The sequence below is a fragment of the Pseudomonas sp. WC2 genome (assembly GCF_050586545.1).
Classification (GTDB): Bacteria; Pseudomonadota; Gammaproteobacteria; order Pseudomonadales; family Pseudomonadaceae; genus Aquipseudomonas.
Window position 1 is genome coordinate 49,650 of sequence record NZ_JBOBDR010000006.1, and the last position, 21,583, is coordinate 71,232.

Annotated in this window: 26 protein-coding genes; 12 read left to right on the top strand and 14 right to left on the bottom strand. The window is 60.7% G+C overall.

Annotated features, from left to right (window positions below; translation table 11 throughout):
- Positions 1 to 2: 2 nt before the first annotated feature.
- Genes ACQ4OE_RS08970 through cysG form a run of 4 tightly spaced genes read left to right on the top strand, consistent with a single transcriptional unit; the run spans position 3 to position 4,390 of the window.
- Positions 3 to 1,325, top strand: coding sequence for a replication-associated recombination protein A (locus tag ACQ4OE_RS08970; protein WP_042559848.1), 1,323 nt, complete (start codon positions 3 to 5; stop codon positions 1,323 to 1,325).
- A complete protein-coding gene (gene crcB / locus ACQ4OE_RS08975; protein ID WP_122590277.1) occupies positions 1,325 to 1,699 on the top strand; it encodes a fluoride efflux transporter CrcB in 375 nt (124 codons plus the stop codon). Before ACQ4OE_RS08970 ends, crcB begins: the two co-directional genes overlap by 1 nt.
- Before the next feature lie 15 nt (positions 1,700 to 1,714).
- Positions 1,715 to 2,995 carry a serine--tRNA ligase gene (gene serS / locus ACQ4OE_RS08980; RefSeq protein WP_430946403.1) on the top strand — a complete coding sequence of 427 codons (1,281 nt, stop codon included), beginning with the start codon at positions 1,715 to 1,717 and terminating at the stop codon, positions 2,993 to 2,995.
- Positions 2,996 to 4,390, top strand: coding sequence for a siroheme synthase CysG (gene cysG / locus ACQ4OE_RS08985; RefSeq protein WP_430946404.1), 1,395 nt, complete (start codon positions 2,996 to 2,998; stop codon positions 4,388 to 4,390).
- 132 nt (positions 4,391 to 4,522) lie between these two features.
- Here cysG and ACQ4OE_RS08990 read toward each other — a convergent pair whose 3' ends face one another.
- The 8 genes from ACQ4OE_RS08990 to ACQ4OE_RS09025 all read right to left on the bottom strand — a co-directional run bounded on the left by ACQ4OE_RS08990 (position 4,523) and on the right by ACQ4OE_RS09025 (position 9,233).
- Positions 4,523 to 5,524 (bottom strand): glutathione S-transferase family protein, encoded by a 1,002-nt coding sequence (locus ACQ4OE_RS08990; RefSeq protein ID WP_430946405.1) that lies wholly within the window; start codon positions 5,522 to 5,524, stop codon positions 4,523 to 4,525.
- A 91-nt stretch (positions 5,525 to 5,615) separates the two neighbouring features.
- Positions 5,616 to 6,617: a glycosyl transferase family protein gene (locus tag ACQ4OE_RS08995; protein ID WP_430946406.1), complete on the bottom strand. Its 1,002-nt coding sequence runs from the start codon at positions 6,615 to 6,617 to the stop codon at positions 5,616 to 5,618.
- Positions 6,614 to 6,949: a TusE/DsrC/DsvC family sulfur relay protein gene (locus ACQ4OE_RS09000; protein ID WP_430946407.1), complete on the bottom strand. Its 336-nt coding sequence runs from the start codon at positions 6,947 to 6,949 to the stop codon at positions 6,614 to 6,616. Before ACQ4OE_RS09000 ends, ACQ4OE_RS08995 begins: the two co-directional genes overlap by 4 nt.
- Positions 6,946 to 7,239 carry a sulfurtransferase complex subunit TusB gene (gene tusB, locus ACQ4OE_RS09005; protein WP_430946408.1) on the bottom strand — a complete coding sequence of 98 codons (294 nt, stop codon included), beginning with the start codon at positions 7,237 to 7,239 and terminating at the stop codon, positions 6,946 to 6,948. Before tusB ends, ACQ4OE_RS09000 begins: the two co-directional genes overlap by 4 nt.
- Positions 7,239 to 7,595, bottom strand: a complete 357-nt coding sequence (tusC, locus tag ACQ4OE_RS09010; protein ID WP_430946409.1) for a sulfurtransferase complex subunit TusC — start codon at positions 7,593 to 7,595, stop codon at positions 7,239 to 7,241. Before tusC ends, tusB begins: the two co-directional genes overlap by 1 nt.
- A 1-nt stretch (position 7,596) precedes the next feature.
- Positions 7,597 to 7,989, bottom strand: coding sequence for a sulfurtransferase complex subunit TusD (tusD, locus tag ACQ4OE_RS09015; RefSeq protein ID WP_430946410.1), 393 nt, complete (start codon positions 7,987 to 7,989; stop codon positions 7,597 to 7,599).
- Positions 7,990 to 8,173: 184 nt separating this feature from the next.
- Positions 8,174 to 8,878 (bottom strand): YoaK family protein, encoded by a 705-nt coding sequence (locus ACQ4OE_RS09020; protein WP_122590260.1) that lies wholly within the window; start codon positions 8,876 to 8,878, stop codon positions 8,174 to 8,176.
- A gap of 25 nt (positions 8,879 to 8,903) precedes the next feature.
- A complete protein-coding gene (locus ACQ4OE_RS09025; RefSeq protein WP_122590639.1) occupies positions 8,904 to 9,233 on the bottom strand; it encodes a DUF6388 family protein in 330 nt (109 codons plus the stop codon).
- Between the two features lie 134 nt (positions 9,234 to 9,367).
- Between ACQ4OE_RS09025 and ACQ4OE_RS09030 the strand changes: the two genes are divergently transcribed.
- Complete coding sequence (locus ACQ4OE_RS09030) at positions 9,368 to 9,718, top strand: hypothetical protein (protein ID WP_122590259.1); 351 nt, start codon at positions 9,368 to 9,370, stop codon at positions 9,716 to 9,718.
- Between the two features lie 57 nt (positions 9,719 to 9,775).
- Here the strand turns inward: ACQ4OE_RS09030 and ACQ4OE_RS09035 are convergent, their stop codons facing one another.
- The gene (locus tag ACQ4OE_RS09035; RefSeq protein WP_158954222.1) at positions 9,776 to 10,201 is read right to left on the bottom strand and encodes a GNAT family N-acetyltransferase; all 426 of its coding nucleotides are present in this window, start codon (positions 10,199 to 10,201) and stop codon (positions 9,776 to 9,778) included.
- 147 nt (positions 10,202 to 10,348) lie between these two features.
- On the opposite strand from ACQ4OE_RS09035, the gene ACQ4OE_RS09040 reads away from it, so the two are divergent.
- The 3 genes from ACQ4OE_RS09040 (at position 10,349) to ACQ4OE_RS09050 (ending at position 12,343) form a co-directional block, all read left to right on the top strand.
- Positions 10,349 to 10,786, top strand: coding sequence for a hemerythrin domain-containing protein (locus ACQ4OE_RS09040; RefSeq protein WP_122590255.1), 438 nt, complete (start codon positions 10,349 to 10,351; stop codon positions 10,784 to 10,786).
- A 221-nt stretch (positions 10,787 to 11,007) separates the two neighbouring features.
- Entirely contained in the window at positions 11,008 to 11,643 is a 636-nt protein-coding gene (locus ACQ4OE_RS09045; RefSeq protein WP_430946411.1) for a lytic polysaccharide monooxygenase auxiliary activity family 9 protein, read from the top strand.
- Between the two features lie 109 nt (positions 11,644 to 11,752).
- Positions 11,753 to 12,343, top strand: coding sequence for an NUDIX domain-containing protein (locus ACQ4OE_RS09050; RefSeq protein ID WP_430946412.1), 591 nt, complete (start codon positions 11,753 to 11,755; stop codon positions 12,341 to 12,343).
- A gap of 1 nt (position 12,344) precedes the next feature.
- On the opposite strand, the gene ACQ4OE_RS09055 is transcribed toward ACQ4OE_RS09050, so the two are convergent.
- The gene (locus tag ACQ4OE_RS09055) at positions 12,345 to 12,860 is read right to left on the bottom strand and encodes a methylated-DNA--[protein]-cysteine S-methyltransferase (RefSeq protein ID WP_430946413.1); all 516 of its coding nucleotides are present in this window, start codon (positions 12,858 to 12,860) and stop codon (positions 12,345 to 12,347) included.
- Between the two features lie 149 nt (positions 12,861 to 13,009).
- Between ACQ4OE_RS09055 and ggt the strand changes: the two genes are divergently transcribed.
- A complete protein-coding gene (gene ggt, locus ACQ4OE_RS09060; protein WP_430946414.1) occupies positions 13,010 to 14,737 on the top strand; it encodes a gamma-glutamyltransferase in 1,728 nt (575 codons plus the stop codon).
- 66 nt (positions 14,738 to 14,803) lie between these two features.
- Positions 14,804 to 15,337: a cysteine hydrolase family protein gene (locus ACQ4OE_RS09065; RefSeq protein WP_430946415.1), complete on the top strand. Its 534-nt coding sequence runs from the start codon at positions 14,804 to 14,806 to the stop codon at positions 15,335 to 15,337.
- A gap of 111 nt (positions 15,338 to 15,448) precedes the next feature.
- Here ACQ4OE_RS09065 and ACQ4OE_RS09070 read toward each other — a convergent pair whose 3' ends face one another.
- The gene (locus tag ACQ4OE_RS09070; protein WP_430946416.1) at positions 15,449 to 16,129 is read right to left on the bottom strand and encodes a TetR/AcrR family transcriptional regulator; all 681 of its coding nucleotides are present in this window, start codon (positions 16,127 to 16,129) and stop codon (positions 15,449 to 15,451) included.
- Between the two features lie 146 nt (positions 16,130 to 16,275).
- Here ACQ4OE_RS09070 and ACQ4OE_RS09075 point away from each other — a divergent pair, with 146 nt between their 5' ends.
- Positions 16,276 to 16,734: a GNAT family N-acetyltransferase gene (locus ACQ4OE_RS09075; protein WP_430946417.1), complete on the top strand. Its 459-nt coding sequence runs from the start codon at positions 16,276 to 16,278 to the stop codon at positions 16,732 to 16,734.
- On the opposite strand, the gene ACQ4OE_RS09080 is transcribed toward ACQ4OE_RS09075, so the two are convergent.
- Positions 16,725 to 17,033, bottom strand: coding sequence for a DUF7693 family protein (locus tag ACQ4OE_RS09080; protein WP_430946418.1), 309 nt, complete (start codon positions 17,031 to 17,033; stop codon positions 16,725 to 16,727). The genes ACQ4OE_RS09075 and ACQ4OE_RS09080 overlap by 10 nt on opposite strands.
- A gap of 161 nt (positions 17,034 to 17,194) precedes the next feature.
- On the opposite strand from ACQ4OE_RS09080, the gene ACQ4OE_RS09085 reads away from it, so the two are divergent.
- The gene (locus ACQ4OE_RS09085) at positions 17,195 to 18,640 is read left to right on the top strand and encodes a SulP family inorganic anion transporter (protein WP_430946419.1); all 1,446 of its coding nucleotides are present in this window, start codon (positions 17,195 to 17,197) and stop codon (positions 18,638 to 18,640) included.
- 11 nt (positions 18,641 to 18,651) lie between these two features.
- On the opposite strand, the gene ACQ4OE_RS09090 is transcribed toward ACQ4OE_RS09085, so the two are convergent.
- Together ACQ4OE_RS09090 and ACQ4OE_RS09095 are read right to left on the bottom strand one after the other, a co-directional pair.
- Complete coding sequence (locus ACQ4OE_RS09090) at positions 18,652 to 20,838, bottom strand: GAF domain-containing protein (RefSeq protein ID WP_430946420.1); 2,187 nt, start codon at positions 20,836 to 20,838, stop codon at positions 18,652 to 18,654.
- A gap of 191 nt (positions 20,839 to 21,029) precedes the next feature.
- The gene (locus ACQ4OE_RS09095) at positions 21,030 to 21,548 is read right to left on the bottom strand and encodes a carboxymuconolactone decarboxylase family protein (RefSeq protein WP_430946421.1); all 519 of its coding nucleotides are present in this window, start codon (positions 21,546 to 21,548) and stop codon (positions 21,030 to 21,032) included.
- Between the last annotated feature and the right edge of the window lie 35 nt (positions 21,549 to 21,583).

The following is a 21,583-nucleotide window of genomic DNA, read 5'->3' on the forward strand; positions in this document are numbered from 1 at the left end:
TGATGGATCTGTTTCGCAGTGCACCGATTGCCCAGCCACTGGCCGCGCGTTTGCGTGCGACCAATCTGGATGAGTACGTCGGTCAGGAGCACCTGCTCGCTCGCGGCAAGCCTCTGCGTGAGGCGCTGGAGCAGGGTGCCCTGCATTCGATGATCTTCTGGGGCCCGCCGGGCGTGGGTAAAACCACCTTGGCGCGGTTGCTCGCGGAAGTCTCCGATGCGCACTTCGAAACGGTTTCAGCAGTGCTCGCCGGGGTCAAAGAGATCCGTCAGGCCGTTGAAATCGCCAAGCAGCAAGCCGGTCAGTACGGCAAGCGCACGATTCTGTTCGTCGATGAAGTACACCGTTTCAACAAGTCCCAGCAGGACGCGTTTCTGCCGTATGTTGAAGACGGCACGCTGATCTTCATCGGCGCCACCACTGAAAACCCGTCGTTCGAACTCAATAACGCCTTGTTGTCGCGAGCCCGCGTCTACGTGCTGAAAAGCCTCGACGAAGCGGCGCTGCGCAAGCTGGTGCACCGCGCGCTCACCGAAGAGCGCGGCCTCGGCAAGCGCAACCTGACGCTGAATGACGAAGGCTTCCAGATGCTGTTGTCCGCCGCCGATGGTGATGGCCGGCGCTTGCTCAATCTGTTGGAAAACGCTTCCGACCTGGCCGAAGACGACAGCGAAATCGGCACCGAGCTGCTGCAGAGCCTGCTCGGCGACACCCGTCGGCGTTTCGACAAGGGCGGCGAAGCGTTCTACGACCAGATCTCGGCGCTGCACAAATCGGTGCGCGGCTCCAATCCAGACGGCGCGCTGTACTGGTTCGCGCGGATGATCGACGGTGGTTGCGATCCGCTGTATCTGGCTCGGCGCGTGGTGCGCATGGCCAGCGAAGACATTGGCAACGCCGACCCGCGCGCCCTCAGCCTCTGCCTCGCCGCGTGGGAAGTGCAGGAACGCCTCGGCAGCCCGGAAGGCGAGTTGGCGGTGGCCCAGGCCATCACTTATCTGGCCTGCGCGCCGAAAAGTAACGCGGTGTACATGGGCTTCAAAACCGCGCTGCGTGCCGCCGCCGAAAACGGTTCACTGGAAGTGCCGCTGCACCTGCGCAATGCGCCAACCAAACTGATGAAACAATTGGGCTACGGTGACGAATACCGCTACGCCCACGATGAACCGGACGCTTACGCCGCTGGCGAAGACTATTTTCCGGAAGAACTCGAGCCGATTCCGTTCTATCAACCGGTGCCTCGCGGCCTGGAATTGAAGATCGGCGAGAAGCTCAATCATCTCGCCCAACTCGATCGGTTAAGCCCTCGGCAGCGGAGAAAATAGTGCTTCCATTGATCATTGCGGTCTCCGTCGGCGGGGTCGCCGGCACGCTGTTGCGCTTCGCCACCGGTAATTGGGTCAACGCCAATTGGCCGCGGCACTTCTATACCGCGACGCTGGCCGTTAATATCGTGGGCTGTCTGTTGATTGGCGTGTTGTACGGCCTGTTTTTGATACGCCCGGAAGTGCCGATCGAGGTGCGTGCCGGGTTGATGGTCGGCTTCCTCGGGGGGCTGACGACTTTTTCATCCTTTTCACTGGATACGGTGCGCCTGCTGGAAAGCGGGCAAGTGCTGCTGGCCCTGGGCTATGCGGCACTCAGCGTATTCGGCGGGCTGCTCGCGACGTGGGCTGGCCTGTCTTTGACCAAACTTTGATAACGAGAAACCGACATGCTCGATTCCAAACTGTTACGTAGCAACCTTCAGGACGTAGCGGACCGCCTGGCTTCCCGTGGCTTTGCCCTGGATACCGCGCGCATCGAAGCGCTGGAAGAACAGCGCAAGACCGTCCAGACCCGCACCGAAGCACTGCAGGCTGAGCGTAATGCGCGTTCCAAATCCATCGGTCAGGCCAAGCAGCGCGGCGAAGACATCGCGCCGCTGATGGCGGACGTCGAGCGCATGGCGGGCGAACTGAGCGCCGGTAAAGTCGAGTTGGACGCGATCCAGACCGAACTGGACTCGATCGTGTTGGGCATTCCCAACCTGCCGCATGACTCCGTGCCGGTCGGTAAAGACGAAGATGACAACGTCGAAGTGCGCCGCTGGGGCACGCCGACCGCGTTCGACTTCGAAGTAAAAGACCACGTCGCACTGGGCGAGAAGTTCGGTTGGCTGGATTTTGAAACCGCCGCCAAGCTGTCCGGCGCACGCTTTGCTCTGCTGCGTGGCCCGATCGCCCGTCTGCACCGCGCTCTGGCGCAGTTCATGATCAACCTGCACGTCAACGAGCATGGCTACGAAGAGGCTTACACGCCTTATCTGGTTCAGGCGCCGGCACTGCAAGGCACCGGTCAACTGCCGAAGTTCGAAGAAGATCTGTTCAAGATCGCTCGCGAAGGCGAAGCCGATCTGTACCTGATCCCGACCGCCGAAGTGTCGCTGACCAACATCGTTGCCGGCGAAATCGTTGACTCGAAACTGCTGCCGATCAAATTCGTCGCCCACACCCCGTGCTTCCGCAGTGAAGCCGGCGCGTCGGGTCGCGACACTCGTGGCATGATTCGTCAGCACCAGTTCGACAAAGTCGAAATGGTCCAGATCGTTGAGCCGTCGACCTCGATGGAAGCGCTGGAAGGCCTGACCGCCAACGCTGAAAAAGTTCTGCAACTGCTTGGTCTGCCGTATCGCACCCTGGCGCTGTGCACTGGCGACATGGGCTTCAGCGCGGTCAAGACTTACGACCTCGAAGTGTGGATCCCGAGCCAGGACAAGTACCGCGAAATCTCGTCGTGCTCGAACTGCGGTGATTTCCAGGCCCGCCGCATGCAGGCGCGTTTCCGTAACCCGGAAACCGGCAAGCCTGAGTTGGTGCACACTTTGAACGGTTCTGGTCTGGCCGTAGGCCGTACCCTCGTTGCTGTGCTGGAAAACTACCAGCAGGCCGACGGCTCGATCCGTGTTCCGGACGTGCTGAAGCCGTACATGGGTGGCCTTGAGGTCATCGGCTAAATGAAATATCTGCCGCTGTTTCACAACCTGCGCGGCAGTCGTGTGTTGGTCGTCGGTGGGGGGGAAATTGCCTTGCGCAAATCCCGCCTGCTGGCCGATGCCGGTGCGCTGCTGCGGGTGGTCGCACCTGAAATCGAAACGCAACTGGGTGAATTGGTCGTCGCTTCTGGCGGTGAATGCCTGTTGCGCGGTTACGTCGAAACGGATCTGGACGGTTGCGGGTTGATCATCGCCGCGACCGACGATGAAACGCTGAACGCTCAAGTGTCCAGCGATGCTCACAAGCGTTGCGTGCCGGTCAACGTGGTCGACGCGCCTGCCTTGTGCAGCGTGATCTTCCCGGCGATCGTCGATCGCTCGCCGCTGATCATCGCGGTGTCCAGCGGCGGCGATGCGCCGGTGCTGGCGCGGTTGATTCGCGCCAAGATCGAAACCTGGATTCCATCGACCTACGGCCAACTGGCGGGGCTCGCCGCACGTTTCCGCAATCAGGTGAAAAGCCTGTTTCCGGATGTGCAGCAGCGTCGCGGATTCTGGGAAGACGTATTCCAGGGACCGATTTCCGATCGGCAACTGGCCGGGCAGGGCACGGAAGCGGAGCGTCTGCTGCAAGCCAAGATTGACGGCGAAGCCACGGTCACCACGGGTGAAGTGTATTTGGTAGGCGCAGGGCCGGGCGATCCGGATCTGCTGACCTTCAAGGCCTTGCGTCTGATGCAGCAAGCCGATGTGGTGTTGTACGACCGTTTGGTCGCGCCGGCGATTCTTGAGCTGTGCCGTCGCGATGCCGAGCGTGTGTACGTCGGCAAGCGTCGTTCCGATCACGCGGTGCCGCAGGATCAGATCAACCAACAACTGGTCGACCTGGCCAAGGCCGGCAAACGTGTGGTGCGGTTGAAGGGCGGTGATCCGTTCATCTTCGGCCGTGGTGGCGAAGAGATCGAAGAACTGGCGGCCCATGGCATTCCGTTCCAGGTCGTGCCGGGGATTACCGCAGCCAGCGGTTGCGCGGCGTACGCCGGGATTCCGCTGACCCATCGGGATTACGCGCAGTCAGTGCGTTTCGTTACCGGGCATTTGAAGGACGGTTCCACCGATCTGCCGTGGTCCGACCTCGTCGCACCGGCGCAGACGCTGGTGTTCTACATGGGTCTGGTGGGATTGCCGGTCATTTGCGAACAACTGATCAAACACGGTCGCTCGGCCGATACGCCGGCGGCGTTGATCCAGCAGGGCACCACGGTCAATCAGCGAGTCTTTACCGGCACCCTGGCGGATCTGCCGCGACTGGTCGCGGAGCATGAAGTGCATGCGCCGACACTGGTGATCGTCGGTGAAGTGGTGCAACTGCGCGAGAAACTGGCTTGGTTCGAAGGGGCTCAGGCGCAGGTCTGAGAACCGAGTTGACCCCATCGCTGGCAAGCCAGCTCCCACAGGTTTTGTGTTGAAGCTGCAATCTTCAGCATCACCAAAATCCCTGTGGGAGCTGGCTTGCCAGCGATGGGGCCCTCAAAAACAATACAAATCTCAACCCCGGCGCCAAACCTCTTTGCCTGCCAACCGCGCCCGATCATGGGCGACGCTGAAATCCTGCTCCGGCCCCTTCGGCACAACCGCGGTCGGGTTAATGGTCTTGTGGCTGCCGTAGTAGTGGTTCTTGATGTGCTGGAAATCCACCGTCTCGCCGATTCCCGGCATCTGATACAGCTCACGCAGCCAGTTCGACAGGTTCGGATAATCGGCAATCCGCCGCAGGTTGCACTTGAAGTGGCCGTGATACACCGCGTCAAACCGAATGATCGTGGTGAACAGTCGCACGTCCGCCTCGGTCAGGTACTCGCCGGTCAGATAACGGTTCGCGCCTAGAACACCCTCAAGGTGATCGAGTTCGGCAAACACTTCATCGAACGCTTCTTCATAAGCCTGCTGCGAGGTGGCAAAACCTGCGCGGTACACGCCGTTGTTCACGGCGGGATAGATACGATCGTTCAGTGCATCGATTTCGCTGCGCAGTGGCGCAGGGTAGAAGTCCAGGTCATTGCCGGTCAGATCATCGAACGCGCTGTTGAACATGCGGATGATCTCTGCTGATTCATTGCTGACGATGCGCTTGAGTTTCTTGTCCCACAGCACTGGCACGGTGACGCGCCCGGTGTAGTCGGCGGTGTCAGCGGTGTAGCGCTGGTGCATGAATTCGAAGTCGTCGAGCTTGTCGCCGGTCGAGCCAAGCGATGTGTCGAAGGTCCAGCCGTTTTCCAGCATCAGCCAACTGACCACCGACACGTCGATCAGACTTTCCAGACCTTTGAGTTTGCGCAGGATCAGCGTGCGATGCGCCCACGGGCAGGCGAGCGAAACGTAGAGGTGATAGCGCCCGGCTTCAGCGGCAAAACCACCTTCACCGCTCGGGCCGGGCTCGCCGTTGGCGGTGACCCAGTTGCGGCGTTTCGCCTGTTCGCGCTGGAACGCGCCGTCCTTGCTGCTTTCGTACCACTTGTCCTGCCAGTGGCCATCGACGAGTAAACCCATGATCAAGACTCCGTAAACCGATAATCGTTGGAGTCGAGTCTATTCCGATGAGTTCGAACAAAAAGCGCAAAGATCGGGCGTGAATGATCGGTTAAATCGATTTGTTCCGTGCAGCCCAGAATTCCTCGGCGGTCTCGAAGGCTTGTTCACGGGTCTGACCGAGGCCGCGCAAGGCCAATGCCATGGTCGCCATCAGGGCCATTTGCGGGTAGCTGTCGACGACGTCGCCACGCCAAACGGCTTTCAGATGTTCGATGTCCAGGGTCGCCGGCTTGACGTGGCGCTGCGCCGACAATTGCGGCCATTCCTCGTCCCAGCTCTCGCCGCCGGTGGTGCCATACAAGTGACTGTCGGCATCCGGATTGATCTCGATTTCGCCGCCGTCGCCCTTGACCACAATCGCCGTGTCGCCAAGCAAACCGCTGGCGTCGCGGTGCACCGCTTGATAGCCGGGGTGGAAGATGCTTTGCAGGCCGCAGCGAGCGCCCAACGGGTTGAGAATCCGCGCCAGCGAATGAATGGGTGAACGCAGACCAAGGGTGTTGCGCAGATCAATCATCTTTTGCAGCTGCGGCGCCCAGTCCACTAGCGGCATAAACGCTAGCCCGCCGTTGTCCAGCGCCGCGCCGACCTCCGGCCAAGTGCGGCACAACGGGATGTTCAATTCGCTGAGCAGCTGCTCGCTGTACAGACGCCCGGCGGTATGAGCGCCGCCGCCGTGCATGAAAATGCGCACGCCGTTCTGCGCCAGGCACTTGGCCGCCAGCAGATACCACGGCAAATGGCGCTTCTTGCCGGCGTAGGTTGGCCAGTCCAGATCGACATTCAGCGCCGGGGCCTGCAAACGGGCGCGCAGAGCTTCGGTGAAACCGGCCATTTCCTCGGCGCTTTCTTCCTTGTGCCGCAGCAACATCAGGAACGCACCGAGCTGGGTGTCCTCGACCTTGTCGTCGAGCACCAGGCCCATCGCTTCGCGCGCTTCTTCGCGAGTGAGATCGCGCGCACCGCGTTTACCCTTGCCGAGGATGCGCACGAACTGGGCGAACGGATGCTCGGCGGGTGTTTCGAGGGTCAGCGCTGGAAAGTCGGTCATAAGCAATTCGTCGGTTTGGGCAGGCCCGCCAGTTTCGCGGCGAGTTTGGCGGGGGTGCCTTTGAACAGTTGGTTCAGGTGCAGGCTGTTGCCTTTGTCCGGGCCGAGTTTCAGTGCGGTGTACTTGATCAGCGGGCGCGTGGCCGGGGACAACTGGAATTCGGCGTAGAAGCTGCGCAGCAGTTCGAGGACTTCCCAGTGTTCGGGCGTCAACTCGATCTCTTCTGCAGCGGCGAGGGCGCTGGCGACATCGTGAGACCAATCGCTGAGGTCGACGAGGAAGCCGTCCTTGTCCAGTTCGATGGCGCGGGCGCCGACGGTCATGGAATTCATAGCCAGCTGTTGACCTTGTCGTGCTGGATCGACAGTTCGACGAAGGCCGGATAATCGATCACTTTGGCCCAATCCGGGACTTCGATGGCGCGTGCCTGAGCATCTTCGGCGAGGACAAACAATTTGATCTGGCGGGTGTGCAAAGCGGTGAACGGCGCGGTGCCCGGTTGCAGCGCATAAACCGCATCGCCGGACAGCAGCAACGCATCAGCGCTGCCAATCAGACGCAGGCAACTGTTCAGGCGATCGTCGCCGAACGGGGAGTGAGACAACACATGCAAAGTCGACATCAGAGGGTGATCACCTGGTCGTAGCGGTCAATTAGGGCGGTGATGTGCTCGGCGTCCAGCGGCTGCGCTTCGTCCAGCGACAGATTGCCGAGGCCACGGGAGCGGGCGCTGTCGGCGCAATAAAACAGCTCTTCAACGCCAAACATCGGCAGCGCTTGCAGGTTGGCGCTGAGGTCTTTCTGTTGCAGCGCTTTGGCGTTCTGCGCGGCGGCGAGTTGCAGCACGCCGTCATCGAGAAACAGCAGGCCGATGGGCAAATCGAACGCGCCGCCGGCCAGGACGATGTCCAGCGCTTCGCGGGCAGCGGGACCGGACCATGGCGACTGGCGGCTAATAATTAACAGGGATTTGGCCATCTCACGCACCTCCGAAGCAGATCAGACGGTCAGCGTCTTGCACCGCATCATGCAACTGACCGAGGCCGGACAATTCCCACGGCGCGCTGACCGAAATCGCATCACGCTGGTAACGTTTGGCTTCTTCGCCGTTCAACACGCCGCGACGCAGGGCGGCGGCGATGCACACCACGCCGTCCAGCTTCTGCTCGGTAATGAATGCGCGCCATTGTTTGGGCAAGTCCAGTTCGTCCTGCGGTGTGACCACTGCGTCCGAGGCGTTGTAGACGCCGTCCTGATAGAAAAACAGCCGGACAATTTCATGCCCACCGGCCAGCGCAGCCTGCGCAAACAGCAGGGCGCGGCGCGAGGAGGGCGCGTGAGCGGCGGAAAACAGCGCGATGGCGAACTTCATGACGGACTCGATCAGCAAAACTGCGGCCATGATAAAGCTTTATCGAGGCCGCCGCGAAACCTTGTAGGCCTTCGCCTGCTCGCGATAGCGGTGTCAGTTGGTGAAGATGAAGAATGGGCCGGCGTCTTCGTCGGAACGCCGCCCGGAGCCGGCTCACGCCTACAGAGATTTTTGTTGTCCTCGGTCAGCGCGGCATATAGCCCAGTTGCCAGCGTCGCGGGATTTTCAGGGAGAGCAGCCCGATCATCGCGGCGAGCAAGCCGCTGGCGAACATCGCTCTGAGGCCAAAATGATGTTCCAGCACCGCCCCCAGAATCGCGCCGATGAACATCCCGCTCCAAGGCACCAGTTGCACCCGCCAGCCACTGCGGCGTTCGCCGAGCATCCAGCGGCCCAATCCACGGCCGAATCGCGACAAGGCACCGGTGACATACGTCAGGCCGACCGGCAAGCCGTTCACTTCCTCCACCGACGCGTTCAGCATGCCCATGGCAATAATCGCTGCCAGCAGCGCCGGCAGTTGCGAGTCATAAGGCCAGACAGCCGCTGCGCACAGCAGGGTGGCGATACACAGTAGAAGCGGCAGCGCCCGACGCCCGCCGACCCGCGCGACGACAACGCCCAAGGCATTACCGACAATAAAAGTCGCAACGAGGATCAACAAACGCCCGGTCAGCCCGATGTCGCCGTCACTGATCGCCACGGCGAGTCGGGTGGTATTGCCGCTCATGAACGAGACGAAGTCGCCGCTGGCCATGAAACCGATGGCGTCGGTCATGCCAGCCAGGACCGAGAGGCTGGCCACCAGCGCCAGACCCACCCGCCCGCGCCACTTTTGCGTGTGCAGGTGGCCGGGGCTGGCACGGTGGGTGGAGGCGGATGGCAGCATCGGTGACGGTATCCTTGTGCGGCGGTTACGGGTCTATGCCATACAGATCGCAATACTCGAGCCAGTCCATCCCGGCCATTTCCGCGACTTCACGATGCACTTCAAGACGCTGCGCCTGATAGTCCTCGGGGGTCGCGGCGGTCAGTTGCAGTGTCAGTTCCCAAGCAAACAGACCGAGACTTTCCGCCTCGGCTTCGAAGGCCTCATGCAGTCGCTCTTCGCGATACTGCGCCTGGGTTTCACCCTTGGCCTGTGCCAGTAGGGGGTTGAGGTGATCGAGGGTTTCACGCAATTCGGGTCGTGCTTCAAGAAACAGTTTCAGGGCGTGTTCATGTCGTTGGTCAGTGGGCGCCATAGCGTTTCCTTGTGAGGCTGATGACCGTAGGTTGCCGCAGCGGCCGACGTGTGTCGCGCTATAAATGCAGTAAAGCAGAACGATTCTGCTGGCTGCGGTGATACAGTCCGCTTTTTTCTGAATGAGCGAAGGCAATGCGAATTCTGATGGTTGCGCTGGCAGCGACGCTGCTGGCTGGTTGCGCGGGTTCGGTGATGAACGATGCGCGCACCAAAGCCCCGTATAAAGTGCTGACGTCGGACAAAGCCGAGAAAGTCGTGGCACAGTGCGTGCAGTTCGGCTGGCAAGACGAGGCGGTATTTGGCGTGGATGCGGCGGCTTACCTGGAACCGCGCAAATCCGGCGGCACAACGATCTACACCCGTTCGGCGGAGTCGTTTGTCGATGTGATCACCGAGGCTTCGGGCACCACGCTCAATTACTACGCGCAGCAGGATGATTTTGTTGCCAAGCGCCGCCTGGCGGCGTTGGCGACTTGCCTCTGAGCCTGCGTTGAAGCTTCCGGCACCTTCGCGAGGCTCGCTCGCGAAGGCGCCGTGACTTCAACCGATCAGCCGCTTCTGGAAAAAATGCCGCTTATGCCCCAGCGGATAATCGGCGATTTCCCCGCACTGGCTGAACCCCATCTTCTTGTAGAACTCCGGCGCCTGGAAATCGAAAGTGTCGAGCCAGATGCCCACGCATTCCTTGTCCCGCGCTGTCGCTTCGGCCATTTGCATCAGCTTCGAGCCAATGCCCTGACCCCGTCCTTGCTCCGGCACCGCGAGCAGATCAATGAACATCCACCGATAAAACGTATGGCCCCACAGGCCGCCGAGAATCGCGTCGTGCTCATCGCGCACCAACAGCGCAATCGTCTCCATGGCCGAGGGGCCAGCCTTGGCGACGTTATAAGCACGCAGTGGCGCGAGAATGGCGGTGCGTTGTTCTTCGGTGGGGTCTTGCGACAACTCGATACGCAGGTTCATGCCTGACTTCCTTGTGGTTGAGCCCGCAGCCTAACGTGCCCGACGCCAATCTTCCAAGCGCTTGCTTAACCCAAGTGGAACCGTCGTTCGCGCGCCGGGGTCTAGGCATTACAGCGTCATTTCGAACGCGGTTGATGAGGACACTCCATGAATATTTTTGAAGCCCTTCGCGAAAGCCACGATCGCCAGCGCAGCTACGCCAAACGCCTGGTTGAAACCAGTGGTGATACGCCGGAACGGGTGGAAGCTTACAAGCAGCTCAAGGCCGAATTGCAGGCCCACGAAACGGCAGAAGAACGCCATTTCTACATTCCATTGATGGCCTTCGATAACGGCGTTGACCTGAGTCGCCACGCCATATCCGAACACCATGAAATGGACGAAATGATGGAAGAACTGGACGAGACCGAGATGTCCAGTCCGGCCTGGCTGGCCACGGCGAAAAAACTCTCCGACAAAGTCCATCACCACCTCAAGGAAGAGGAGCAGAAATTCTTCCAGATGGCCGGAAAATTGCTCAACGAGAAGCAGAAAGTCCAACTCGCCGGTGAGTACGAAAAGGAATTCAAAGCGCAGTTGCCTTGAATACTGAACGGCAGCCTTTGCAGTCTTGCCGTGTAATCCTTTTGCTCGTTGGTGGGTGGGCGTTCTCTCAGGTGACTGTATATCCATCCAGTATTCTGGGGTGTTTTGCGATTTGCCTGCGCTGACTGCGACAAATCCGCCGATGGACAAAAAAACCACCTCCGTTAGCTTGAAGGCCTCTCCTCGGGAAGGAGAGTTCTTAAATCAACGGAGTGAAAAAAATGAATCAGGCAATTGCAAACACCGAACTGAAACACGGTCGCGTGACCTCTCCAGCCAGCCGCGGTGCGGTGGCCATCGACCTCGGTCTGCTCGGTGGCTGGCAGGTCAACGAGATGGAGGGTGGCAAGAACTTCCCGGCGTTGGTCGCCGGGCCGTTTCCTGCGCCGTTCGAGACTGACTCGGCGAGCGTGGCGCCACCCGCCGACGGCTACATCCTCAGTGGCGGCAAGTCCGATGCCCGCGACTGTGTGAATTACACCGACGAAGAAATGAGCCAGAAGCTTGGTCGTTCGTTCGCCTGGCCCCTGCTGAATGTCGACGCGGGGCAAACGCTGAAGATCAACTGGGTATACACCGCGCCGCACACCACCCGCGGTTATCGCTGGTTGATCACCAAGGATGGCTGGGACCCGAAACAACGTATCAGCCGCGGGCAATTGGAGGCGCAACCGTTCTTTGAGGATTTCTATCCGCAGGTGCCGTATTACAGCCATGCGGATGAATTGAAGGCCAAAGTCGAACATGAAGTGAAACTGCCGGCCGACAAGAAGGGGCGGCATGTCATCGTGCTGATGTGGATCGTTGCCAATACCGGCAACGCCTTTTATCAGGCCTTCGACGTCGACTTCAAATAACGACGCACTGTCGTCAAATGATGAAGCCCGGTAGCGCTGCCGGGCTTTTTTTGTCGAGCAGACTATTCGACCATAGCGGCTTTCCACGATGAAAAAAGGATCAGACGTCATGTCCAACACTGCCAAGCGGGTCAACATCGTCGAGACTCAGGTGCTGTCCCATGACTGGTATCTGCTGAAGAAAATCACCTTTGATTACCACCGCAACAACGGCGAGTGGCAGCGTCAGACTCGCGAGGTGTACGACCGCGGCAATGGCGCGGCGATTCTGTTGTTCAACGGTGACAAGCGCACCGTCGTGCTGACGCGTCAGTTCCGTTTGCCGGTGTTCGTCAACGGCCATGACGGCCTGCTGATCGAAGTCGCGGCGGGTTTGCTGGAGGGTGCCGCGCCGGAACAACGGATTCGTGATGAAGCCGAGGAAGAAACCGGCTATCGCGTGCACGACGTGAAAAAGGTGTTCGAGGCCTACATGAGCCCCGGCTCTGTCACTGAGAAGCTGCACTTCTTCATTGCCGAATACGATGCGGCATCGAAGGTCAGCGAGGGTGGCGGTCTGGAGGAAGAAACCGAAGAATTGGAAGTGTTGGAGTGGGGCTTCGATGAGGCGTTGGCGGCGTTCCAGCGCGGCGAAATCTGTGACGCCAAGACCATCATGCTGTTGCAGTATGCGGCGATGAATAACCTGTTCGGTGCCTGAGTCAGAACAACTGGCCGGTCTTGCCAACCTCTGACCAGTCGCCGCCCTCCAGCGTCAGCAACCGTTGCTTCGCCTCAAGTCCGCCGGCGAATCCGGTCAGCTTTCCTGAAGCGCCGATGACCCGATGACATGGCGCGACGATAGAGATTGGATTGCGCCCGTTCGCCGCGCCCACCGCACGAACGGCGCTGGGATTCCCGATCTGCTCGGCAATCTGGCTGTAGGTTCGCGTTTCGCCGAAGGGAATGGTCAGCAGCGCCGCCCAGACTTTTTTCTGAAACTCGGTGCCGGCGAAATCCAGTTCCAGCTCGAAGCAGTCCCGGGTGCCGGCAAAATATTCTTCCAGCTGGCGAGCGGTTTTCACCAGGATCGGGTTGTCTTGCGCTTCGCTCATCTGACCAAGTCGTACCCGGTTCGGTTTGTCGTTTTCCCAGAGGATGGCGGCCAGTCGGGAGCCGTTCGCGACCAGCTTCAGCTCGCCGACCGGCGAGGGCAGGGTGATGAACGTAAAAGACATGGGAACGGGCTCCGCAACAGGACAACAACGGGCCCTCAGGATACTGCCTGATCAGGCAGGCGCAATACGCAAAGCCGACCATACTGCTTGTGGCTTTTGAAGCGTTTCCTGCTGCTTCAGTCCCTAAAAACAAAAAAAGAGATCGACTCATGAAGTACGAACCTTTTGCCAAATCGCTGATAGCGACGTCTCTGGCCCTCAGCTGCCTTATGGCCCATGCCGCATCGGTGGCGCCGGTGGCCGCCGAAAACGGCATGGTCGTGACCGCGCAACATCTGGCCACGCACGTCGGCGTCGATGTGTTGAAAAGTGGTGGCAACGCCGTCGATGCGGCAGTCGCCGTGGGTTATGCGCTGGCGGTGGTCTATCCCGCCGCCGGTAACCTTGGTGGTGGCGGTTTCATGACCATTCAATTGGCCGACGGACGCAAGACCTTTCTCGACTTCCGCGAAAAGGCCCCGCTGGCCGCCACTGCGAACATGTACCTGGACAAGGACGGCAACGTCGTGCCCGATCTGAGCACCCGTGGCCACTTGGCCGTCGGCGTGCCGGGCACCGTGTCCGGTATGGAACTGGCGCTGAGCAAGTACGGCACCAAACCGCGCCATGAAATGATCGCCCCGGCAATCAAACTGGCGGAAGACGGCTTCGCGCTGGAGCAGGGTGACGTCGAGTTGCTGGAATACGCCACTGACGTGTTCAAGAAGGACATCCGCGATTCCGGGTCGATCTTCCTGCACAACGGCGAGCCGATGCAGGTCGGGCAAAAACTGGTGCAGAAAGACCTCGGTAAAACCCTGCGCACGATTTCCGAGAAGGGCGCCGATGGCTTCTACAAAGGCTGGGTCGCCGATGCCATTGTCACCTCCAGTCAGGCCAACAAAGGCATCATCACCCAGGCCGATCTCGACAAATACAAGACCCGCGAACTGGCCCCAGTGGAATGCGATTACCGTGGCTACCACGTCGTTTCCGCACCGCCACCAAGCTCCGGCGGGGTGGTGATCTGCCAGATCATGAACATCCTCGAAGGCTATCCGATGAAGGATCTGGGCTTCCATTCGGCCCAAGGCATGCACTATCAGATCGAAGCCATGCGCCACGCCTACGTGGATCGCAACAGCTACCTCGGTGATCCGGATTTCGTCAAAAATCCGATCGAGCACCTGCTCGACAAGAACTACGCGACCAAGCTGCGCGACGCGATCCAGCCGCAGAAGGCCGGGGTTTCGGCTGAGCTGAAACCCGGCGTCGCGCCCCACGAAGGCAGCAATACCACCCACTATTCGATCGTCGATAAGTGGGGCAACGCGGTGTCCGTCACGTACACCCTCAACGACTGGTTCGGCGCGGGCGTGATGGCGAGCAAGACCGGGGTGATCCTCAACGATGAAATGGACGACTTCACCTCCAAGGTCGGCGTGCCGAACATGTACGGTCTGGTCCAGGGCGAAGCCAATGCGATCGCCCCGGGCAAGGCGCCGCTGTCGTCAATGAGCCCGACCATCGTCACCAAGGATGGCAAAGTAGTCATGGTCGTCGGCACCCCGGGTGGCAGCCGCATCATCACCGCGACCTTGCTGACCATGCTCAACGTCATCGACTACGGCATGGGCCTGCAGGAAGCGGTCGATGCGCCGCGTTTCCACCAGCAATGGATGCCGGAAGAAACCAACCTCGAAGACTTCGCGGCCAGCCCGGACACGAAAAAAATCCTCGAGAGCTGGGGCCACAAGTTCGCCGGGCCGCAGGATGCCAACCACATCGCGGCCATTCTGGTCGGGGCGCCTTCGCTGGGTGGCAAACCGGTCGGCAAAAACCGCTTCTACGGCGCCAACGATCCACGGCGCAATACTGGCTTGTCACTGGGTTACTGATGCGCGTAAAAAGGGGGCGGGCTTAAGTCCGCCCCCGTTTCAAGGACTGATCAAGGAAGGCTCATCATGACCACCGCATTACTGATCATCGACGTCCAGCGCGCCCTCTGCTCGGGCGAGTATCAGTGCCACGACATCCACACCATCATCGACAGAATCAATGCGCTCAGCACCCGCGCGCGCAACGCTGGCGTGCCGGTGGTGCTGATTCAGCACGAAGAGGCCGACAGTCCACTGGCTCGCGGCGCCGAAGGCTGGCAACTGGCCGAAGCGCTGACAACCGCCGCCAGCGACTTGCGTGTCGGCAAGACCACGCGGGACTCGTTCTACCAGACCGACCTGCGCAAGCTGCTGCCGAGCGAGGACTTCGAGCGCTTGGTCATCTGCGGTCTGCAAACCGACTACTGTGTCAACGCCACCGTGCGCCAGGCCCATGAACTGGGCTACGACGTCGAACTCGCCGCCGACGCGCATTCCACCGTAGACAACGGCAACATGAGCGCCGAAGACATCATCGCCGAACACAACAAAGACCTGGCCCACCTGACCGGCTCCGTGGCGCGAATCGACGTAAAACCGGCGGCCGACATCACTTTCTAACCACTTACCTAAACTCCTGTGGGCGCGAGCCTGCTCGCGAAAGCAATATGTCAGTCAACATTGATAGTGGCTGACCTACCGCTTTCGCGAGCAGGCTCGCTCCCACAGGATTTATATCGCCATTCGATATTGACCGTTCTGCCAATCACGTCGCAAACAAAACCCACGAACCTCCCCAACCCGCCGTGGCGCCACCACCACACCCTCCAGCACCATCCGCGTGATCGTTTCCGCCGCCTGCGCGTAATCTTCATCCTGCGGCACTTCGCGTTCCATGATCCGGCCCATCTGCCAGCCAATGTTGGTGTAGGTGCGCGTGGCCGACCAGATGAACAGCATCAAGTGCTCTGGGTCCACTGGCGCGAGCAAGCCGCGCTCGATCCAGCTGCGCAGGCAGTCGACGTTGCGGCGTGCTTCGGCGTGGAGCAGGTCGCGGCATTCGTCGGGCAGTTGCCGTCCGCCCAGCAGCAACTCGCCGCTGAACACTTTGGCAATCGCCGGGTGTTCGCGGGCGATGCGAATTCGCGCGGCCACGTAGGCGCGAAGGCCGATCAACGGATCATCGCTTTCGCGCAATGCCGCCGAAGCTTCCAGCAGCGGTTCGACAAACCCCAGCAGCACTTTGCCGTAAAGGTTTTCCTTGGTCTGGAAGTAGTAATACAGGTTGGCCTTGGGCACGCCGGCGCGGGCGGCGATGTCGCGGGTCTGGGTGGCGTCGAAGCCGTTGGCGGCGAATTCTTCGCTGGCGGCGGCGAGGATCAACTGCTCGTTGCGGACTCGGATGGCGCTCATGGCAACACGGATTTGGTGGACGGCATGGCAACGTTCTGGCGATTTTTGGTTTCGCAATATACAAAACTATATAGCGATCAATCCAGCCTGATCGATACGCAGCGCTATGCTGGATCGATCATTCAAATAAAAAGAGGGCAGGGGCTATGGCCATTCAGGCACTGCGGGCGAACGCGAGTCATCTGGACGCGGTGGCACAATTATTCGATGCGTACAGGGGTTTTTATCAGCAACCGCCGAACCTCGAGCAATCCCGCGCGTTCATTGCCGAACGCATCGCGGGCAACGAGTCAGCGATATTTCTCGCTCAGGATGAACAAGGGCAGGCCTTGGGATTTGTCCAGTTGTACCCGACGTTTTCGTCAATAGACGCCCATCGCGCCTGGCTTCTCAGCGACCTGTTCACCGCGCCGAGTGCGCGGGGACGTGGGGTTGGCCGTCTGCTGATGAATACTGCACGCGAGTTTGCGCTGGAGACCGGCGCGAAAAGCATGACACTGGAAACGGCGACCGACAACTTCACCGCGCAGGGTTTGTATGAGTCACTGGGTTATGTGCGGGACACGGGTTACTACACCTATCTGCTCGATTTGCGTCAGGCCTGAGCGGATTCGCGCAACAGCTTCTCGATCTGCGCCAATTCCCAGGTGCTGAGCAAACTCACCGGATCCGTGCCGTAGCGCTGCCATGTGTGTAGCGCGCCTTCCTGCCCGTCGGCATTTTGCGCGCATTCACAGTGGTGCAAGCGTCCGCCCTCAAAATCCAGCAACAGGCGCCAGCCCTCGATATCGACGAGGACCCGTCCGGTATTGTCGCAAGACTCGCGCCGTTCAAACGTCAGGACGCCCAGCGCCGCGTCGCGCAAGCGTTGGCAGACCTCACGGGCGCTCAGAAAAGAAGACATGGTGGGACTCGATCAGGGGGCAGGAACGCGCCAGCATAAATCACCGCAAAAAGCCTGTCAGTGATTGCTGGCCCGGGCCCGGACAATTCCGTAACATTCGCAACCCTCAAATTTCGCGAATATCCGCGGCCACGCTCAGTGGCTGCTCAGTCAGGTAAGCCATGAAACCGAAACGTCTGCGCGCCGATGTCCTGGCCGGACTCACCACCTCATTTGCCCTGTTGCCCGAATGCATTGCGTTTGCGCTGGTGGCCCACCTCAATCCGTTGATGGGCCTGTACGGCGCTTTCATCATTTGTACGCTGACCGCGCTGTTCGGCGGCCGTCCGGGCATGGTCTCCGGCGCGGCGGGCTCGATGGCCGTGGTCATCGTCGCGTTGGTGGTGCAGCAGGGCGTGCAGTATCTGCTGGCGACGGTGCTGCTTGGCGGGCTGATCATGATGGCGTTCGGGCTGTTGCGCCTGGGCAAACTGGTGCGGATGGTGCCGCACCCGGTGATGCTCGGTTTCGTTAACGGCCTGGCGATCATTATTGCGCTGGCGCAGCTGGAGCATTTCAAGAGCGGCGAAGACTGGCTTAGCGGCACGCCGTTGTACCTGATGACCGGTCTGGTGGCGCTGACCATGGCCATCGTCTACATCCTGCCGCGCCTGACCAAATCGGTGCCGCCGGCATTGGTGGCGATTCTCGGCGTCGGCTTGCTGGTTTACCTGTTCGGTCTGCCTACCCGCACCCTCGGCGACATGGCGCACATTGCCGGTGGCCTGCCGACGTTTGCGCTGCCGGACATCCCGTGGAACCTGGAAACCCTGCGCATCATCGCCCCGTACGCGATCCTGATGGCGCTGGTCGGCCTGCTGGAAACCTTGCTGACCCTCAATCTCACCGACGAAATTACCGAAACCCGTGGCTACCCGGATCGCGAATGCGTGGCGTTGGGTGCGGCGAACGTGGTCTCGGGCGCATTCGGCGGCATGGGCGGTTGCGCGATGATTGGTCAGACCGTGATCAACCTCAGCTCCGGCGGACGCGGGCGCTTGTCCGGTGTGGTCGCAGGCATGCTGATTCTGCTGTTCATCCTGTTTCTGTCGCCGCTGATCGAGCGCATTCCGCTGGCGGCGCTGGTCGGCGTGATGTTCGTGGTGTCGCAGCAGACTTTCGCCTGGGCGTCGCTGCGGGTGGTGAACAAGGTTCCGCTCAACGATGTGCTGGTGATCATCGCCGTGACCACGATCACCGTGTTCACCGATCTGGCCACGGCGGTGCTGTGCGGGATCATCATCGCCGCGCTCAACTTCGCTTGGCAGCAGGCGCGCGAGTTGTACGCCGATGAGCATCTGGAAAGCGACGGCAGCAAACTCTATCGCCTGCACGGCACGCTGTTCTTTGCCTCGACCACACCTTTTCTCAATCAGTTCGACCCGGCCAACGACCCGGAAAAAGTCACGCTGGATTGTCGCCACCTGAGCTTCGTCGATTACTCGGCCATCGCCGCGTTGAAAACCCTGCGCGAGCGCTACGCCAAGGCCGGCAAGCATGTGCAGGTGTTTCATTTATCGGAGCGCTGCAAGAAGCTGCTCAAGCGTGCCGGTGTCGATCACGACTGATCGGGCGTCGATCAGCCCTTGAGCCAGGTTTTGCCAAGGATGCGCGAGACCTGCTCGGCGGAGTAGGGCTTGGGCAGAAAGTCGTAACCTTCATAACCGCTGCGCGCCAGTTCTTCGCTGTAGCCCGAGGTCAGCACCACGGGCAGGTCGGGGCGTCGGCGGCGCAGCTCGCGGGCCAGCGCGACGCCACTGATGCCCGGCATGACCACATCGGAAAACACAGCGTCGAACGCCATGGCATCGGCGCCGATCAGTTGCAACGCTTCTTCGGCGTTGGTGGCCCAAGTGGCTTCATAACCCAGATCCTCAAGGATCTGCTGGGCGAAACGGCCGACGTCGAGGTTGTCCTCGACCACCAGTACTCGGCGTCGGATATCCGCCGACGGCGCTTCTTCAGCCTCGATGCCTTCCGCCGCTGCGACCGCGCTGGCGTTGACTTGCGGCAGATAGAGAGTGAACACCGTGCCTTCGCCGACGACGCTGGACACGTCGACGTTGCCTCCCGATTGCTTGGCAAAACCGAACACCTGCGACAGCCCCAGACCGGTGCCTTTGCCGACAGCCTTGGTGGTGAAGAACGGTTCGAAAATATGTTCGAGGGTTTTCGCGTCGATACCGGTGCCGTTGTCGGCCAGGGTGATCGCCACGAACGGCGCGCTTGAGCCGGCATGCGCACGGATCACCGGCAACGGCTTGCCACCCTCCACGCGCAGTTTCAGCAGACCCTGACCGTCCATGGCATCGCGGGCGTTCAGAGCAATGTTGATCAGCGCGGTTTCGAACTGACTCAGGTCGGCGCGGATATAGCACGGCTGATCCGGACGCTCGACGCTGATATGAATCTGCGCACCGGTCACCGATTCGAGCATCTCGCCAATGTTCGCCAGACGCTCGCCGGCATCGACGACTTCCGGGTTCAGCGGCTGACGGCGGGCGAAGGCCAGCAGTTGGCTGGTCAGTTTCGCCGCACGCTCGACGGTGTCGGACACCGCGCGCATGTAGCGCTGGCGCCGCTCGTCCGAGAGGTTCGGCAGCCGCAGGAAATCCACCGAGGAACGAATGATTGTCAGCAGGTTGTTGAAGTCGTGGGCCACGCCGCCGGTGAGCTGGCCGATGGCTTCGAGTTTCTGCGACTGGCGCAACGCCGATTCGGCATGGGCCAGACGCACGCTGCGCTCCTCGACCCGCTGCTCCAGCGTGGCATTCAGTTCCTCCAGCGCCAGCAGGCCTTGACGCACTTCGGCGTCGGCGCGCACACGCTCGATGTGCGCCCAACAACGTTCGGCCACTTCGATCAACAGCGCTTGTTCGAACGGCGACCAGGCGCGCGGCACCTTGTCGTGAATGGCCATCAGCGCGGTCAACCGGCCCTGCTTGATCAGCGGCACGCAAATGGTCGCGGCGAGCCCGATGTCCTGGAACGTCGCTGATTCCTCGGGCGGCAGTTCGGCGCGGTTATCGTGAATCACCAGCGCTTGGCCGGCGTGCAGCAGGGTCACGGCTTTCTCGCCGAAATCGCTCAGGCTGTAGTGGCCGACGATGCTCGGCGAACCGGCGGCGGCAAAGTCGCCGCGAATGGTGAAGCCGTCTTCGTCGGCGTCCATGTCGGCATAGGCGCAGTTGGACAGGTTCAGTTGTTCGACCATCAAACGTGTGCTGGCGGCGAGAATCGCCTGGGCGTCGCTGGCGTTGGTCACCGCGTTGCCGATCGCCTCCAGCACGGCGAGGCGCTGGTTGAGAAAAACCGTTTGGGTGGTTTCGGTGACGGTGTCGAGCAGGCCGACGACCTGGCCGCGCGAGTCACGAATCGGGCTGTAGCAAAAGGTGAAATAAGCCTGTTCCGGGCCGGCGCCGCGTTCCACCACCAAGGGAAAGTTTTCGATGTAGGTGGCTTTGCCGGCGAATGCCGCCTCGGCAATCGGACCGATGTCGCGCCAGGCTTCTTTCCAGATCGTACTGAACGGATGGCCCAGCGCGAGCGGCTTGCTGCCGAGGATCGGCTTGAACGCGTCGTTGAAGATCGTGATCAGTTCAGGGCCCCAGACAATCGCCTGCGGAAAATGCGAAGCGAGACTCAGCGAAACGGTGGTCTTGAGCACATCCGGCCAATGTTCGAGCGGGCCGAGGGGCGTATTCGCCCAGTCGTGAGCACGGATTTGTTCGGCCATCTCGCCGTTGTCTTGCAACCATTGTGTCATAGGGGGCGTGTCGTTCCTGACGTCAGCTTGTGTAGAAAGACCCTTGCCGATGACCATGATTTCAGCACGCCCCAGGCGTGTTTGCATCGCAGAGGATTCGGGTCTTTGCGCATCATGGCACGATGCGCGAGACAAAACGATTTGTGGCGAGGGCACCGGCGCCCTCGCCACAGGTTTCGATCAGGCTTTTTTCAGGCGTCGATGGCGGGGAAATCAATGTCCGTCAGCGCAGTGTTGTTCAGGTAGTTGGTCAGGGTCTGAACCGCCACCAGGGCAATCACTTCGATGATTTTGACGTTGTCGATCCCGGCGGCGCGGGCGGCGGCAATCTGCGCGTCGCTGAGGTGGCCACGGCTCTCGGTGAGTTGCCGGGCGAGGGCGGCATAAGCATTGAGTTCGCCCTGACGCGCCGCGACGATGTCCTGCGCCGACAGCCCTGACTTGCCGCCAAACAGGGTGTGCGCCGCCAGGCAGTAGTCGCAGCCGTTGACCTGCGAAGTGGCGAGGTACACCGCTTCTTTTTGCTGGGCGCTGAGCGAAGTCTTGCCGAGGATCGCCGAGGCTTGCACGTAGGTGTCGAGGGCGACCGGCGCGGTGGCCAGGGTCGCGAACAGATTCGGCAGGAAGCCGATTTTCTTCTTCACGCCTTCCAGCACGGTGCGGGTGGCGTCGGTGGCGGTGTCGAGGCTGATGGTGTTGATGCGGCTCATGGTGATTCTCCGAAAGTCCGCTGCGAAGTGCAGCG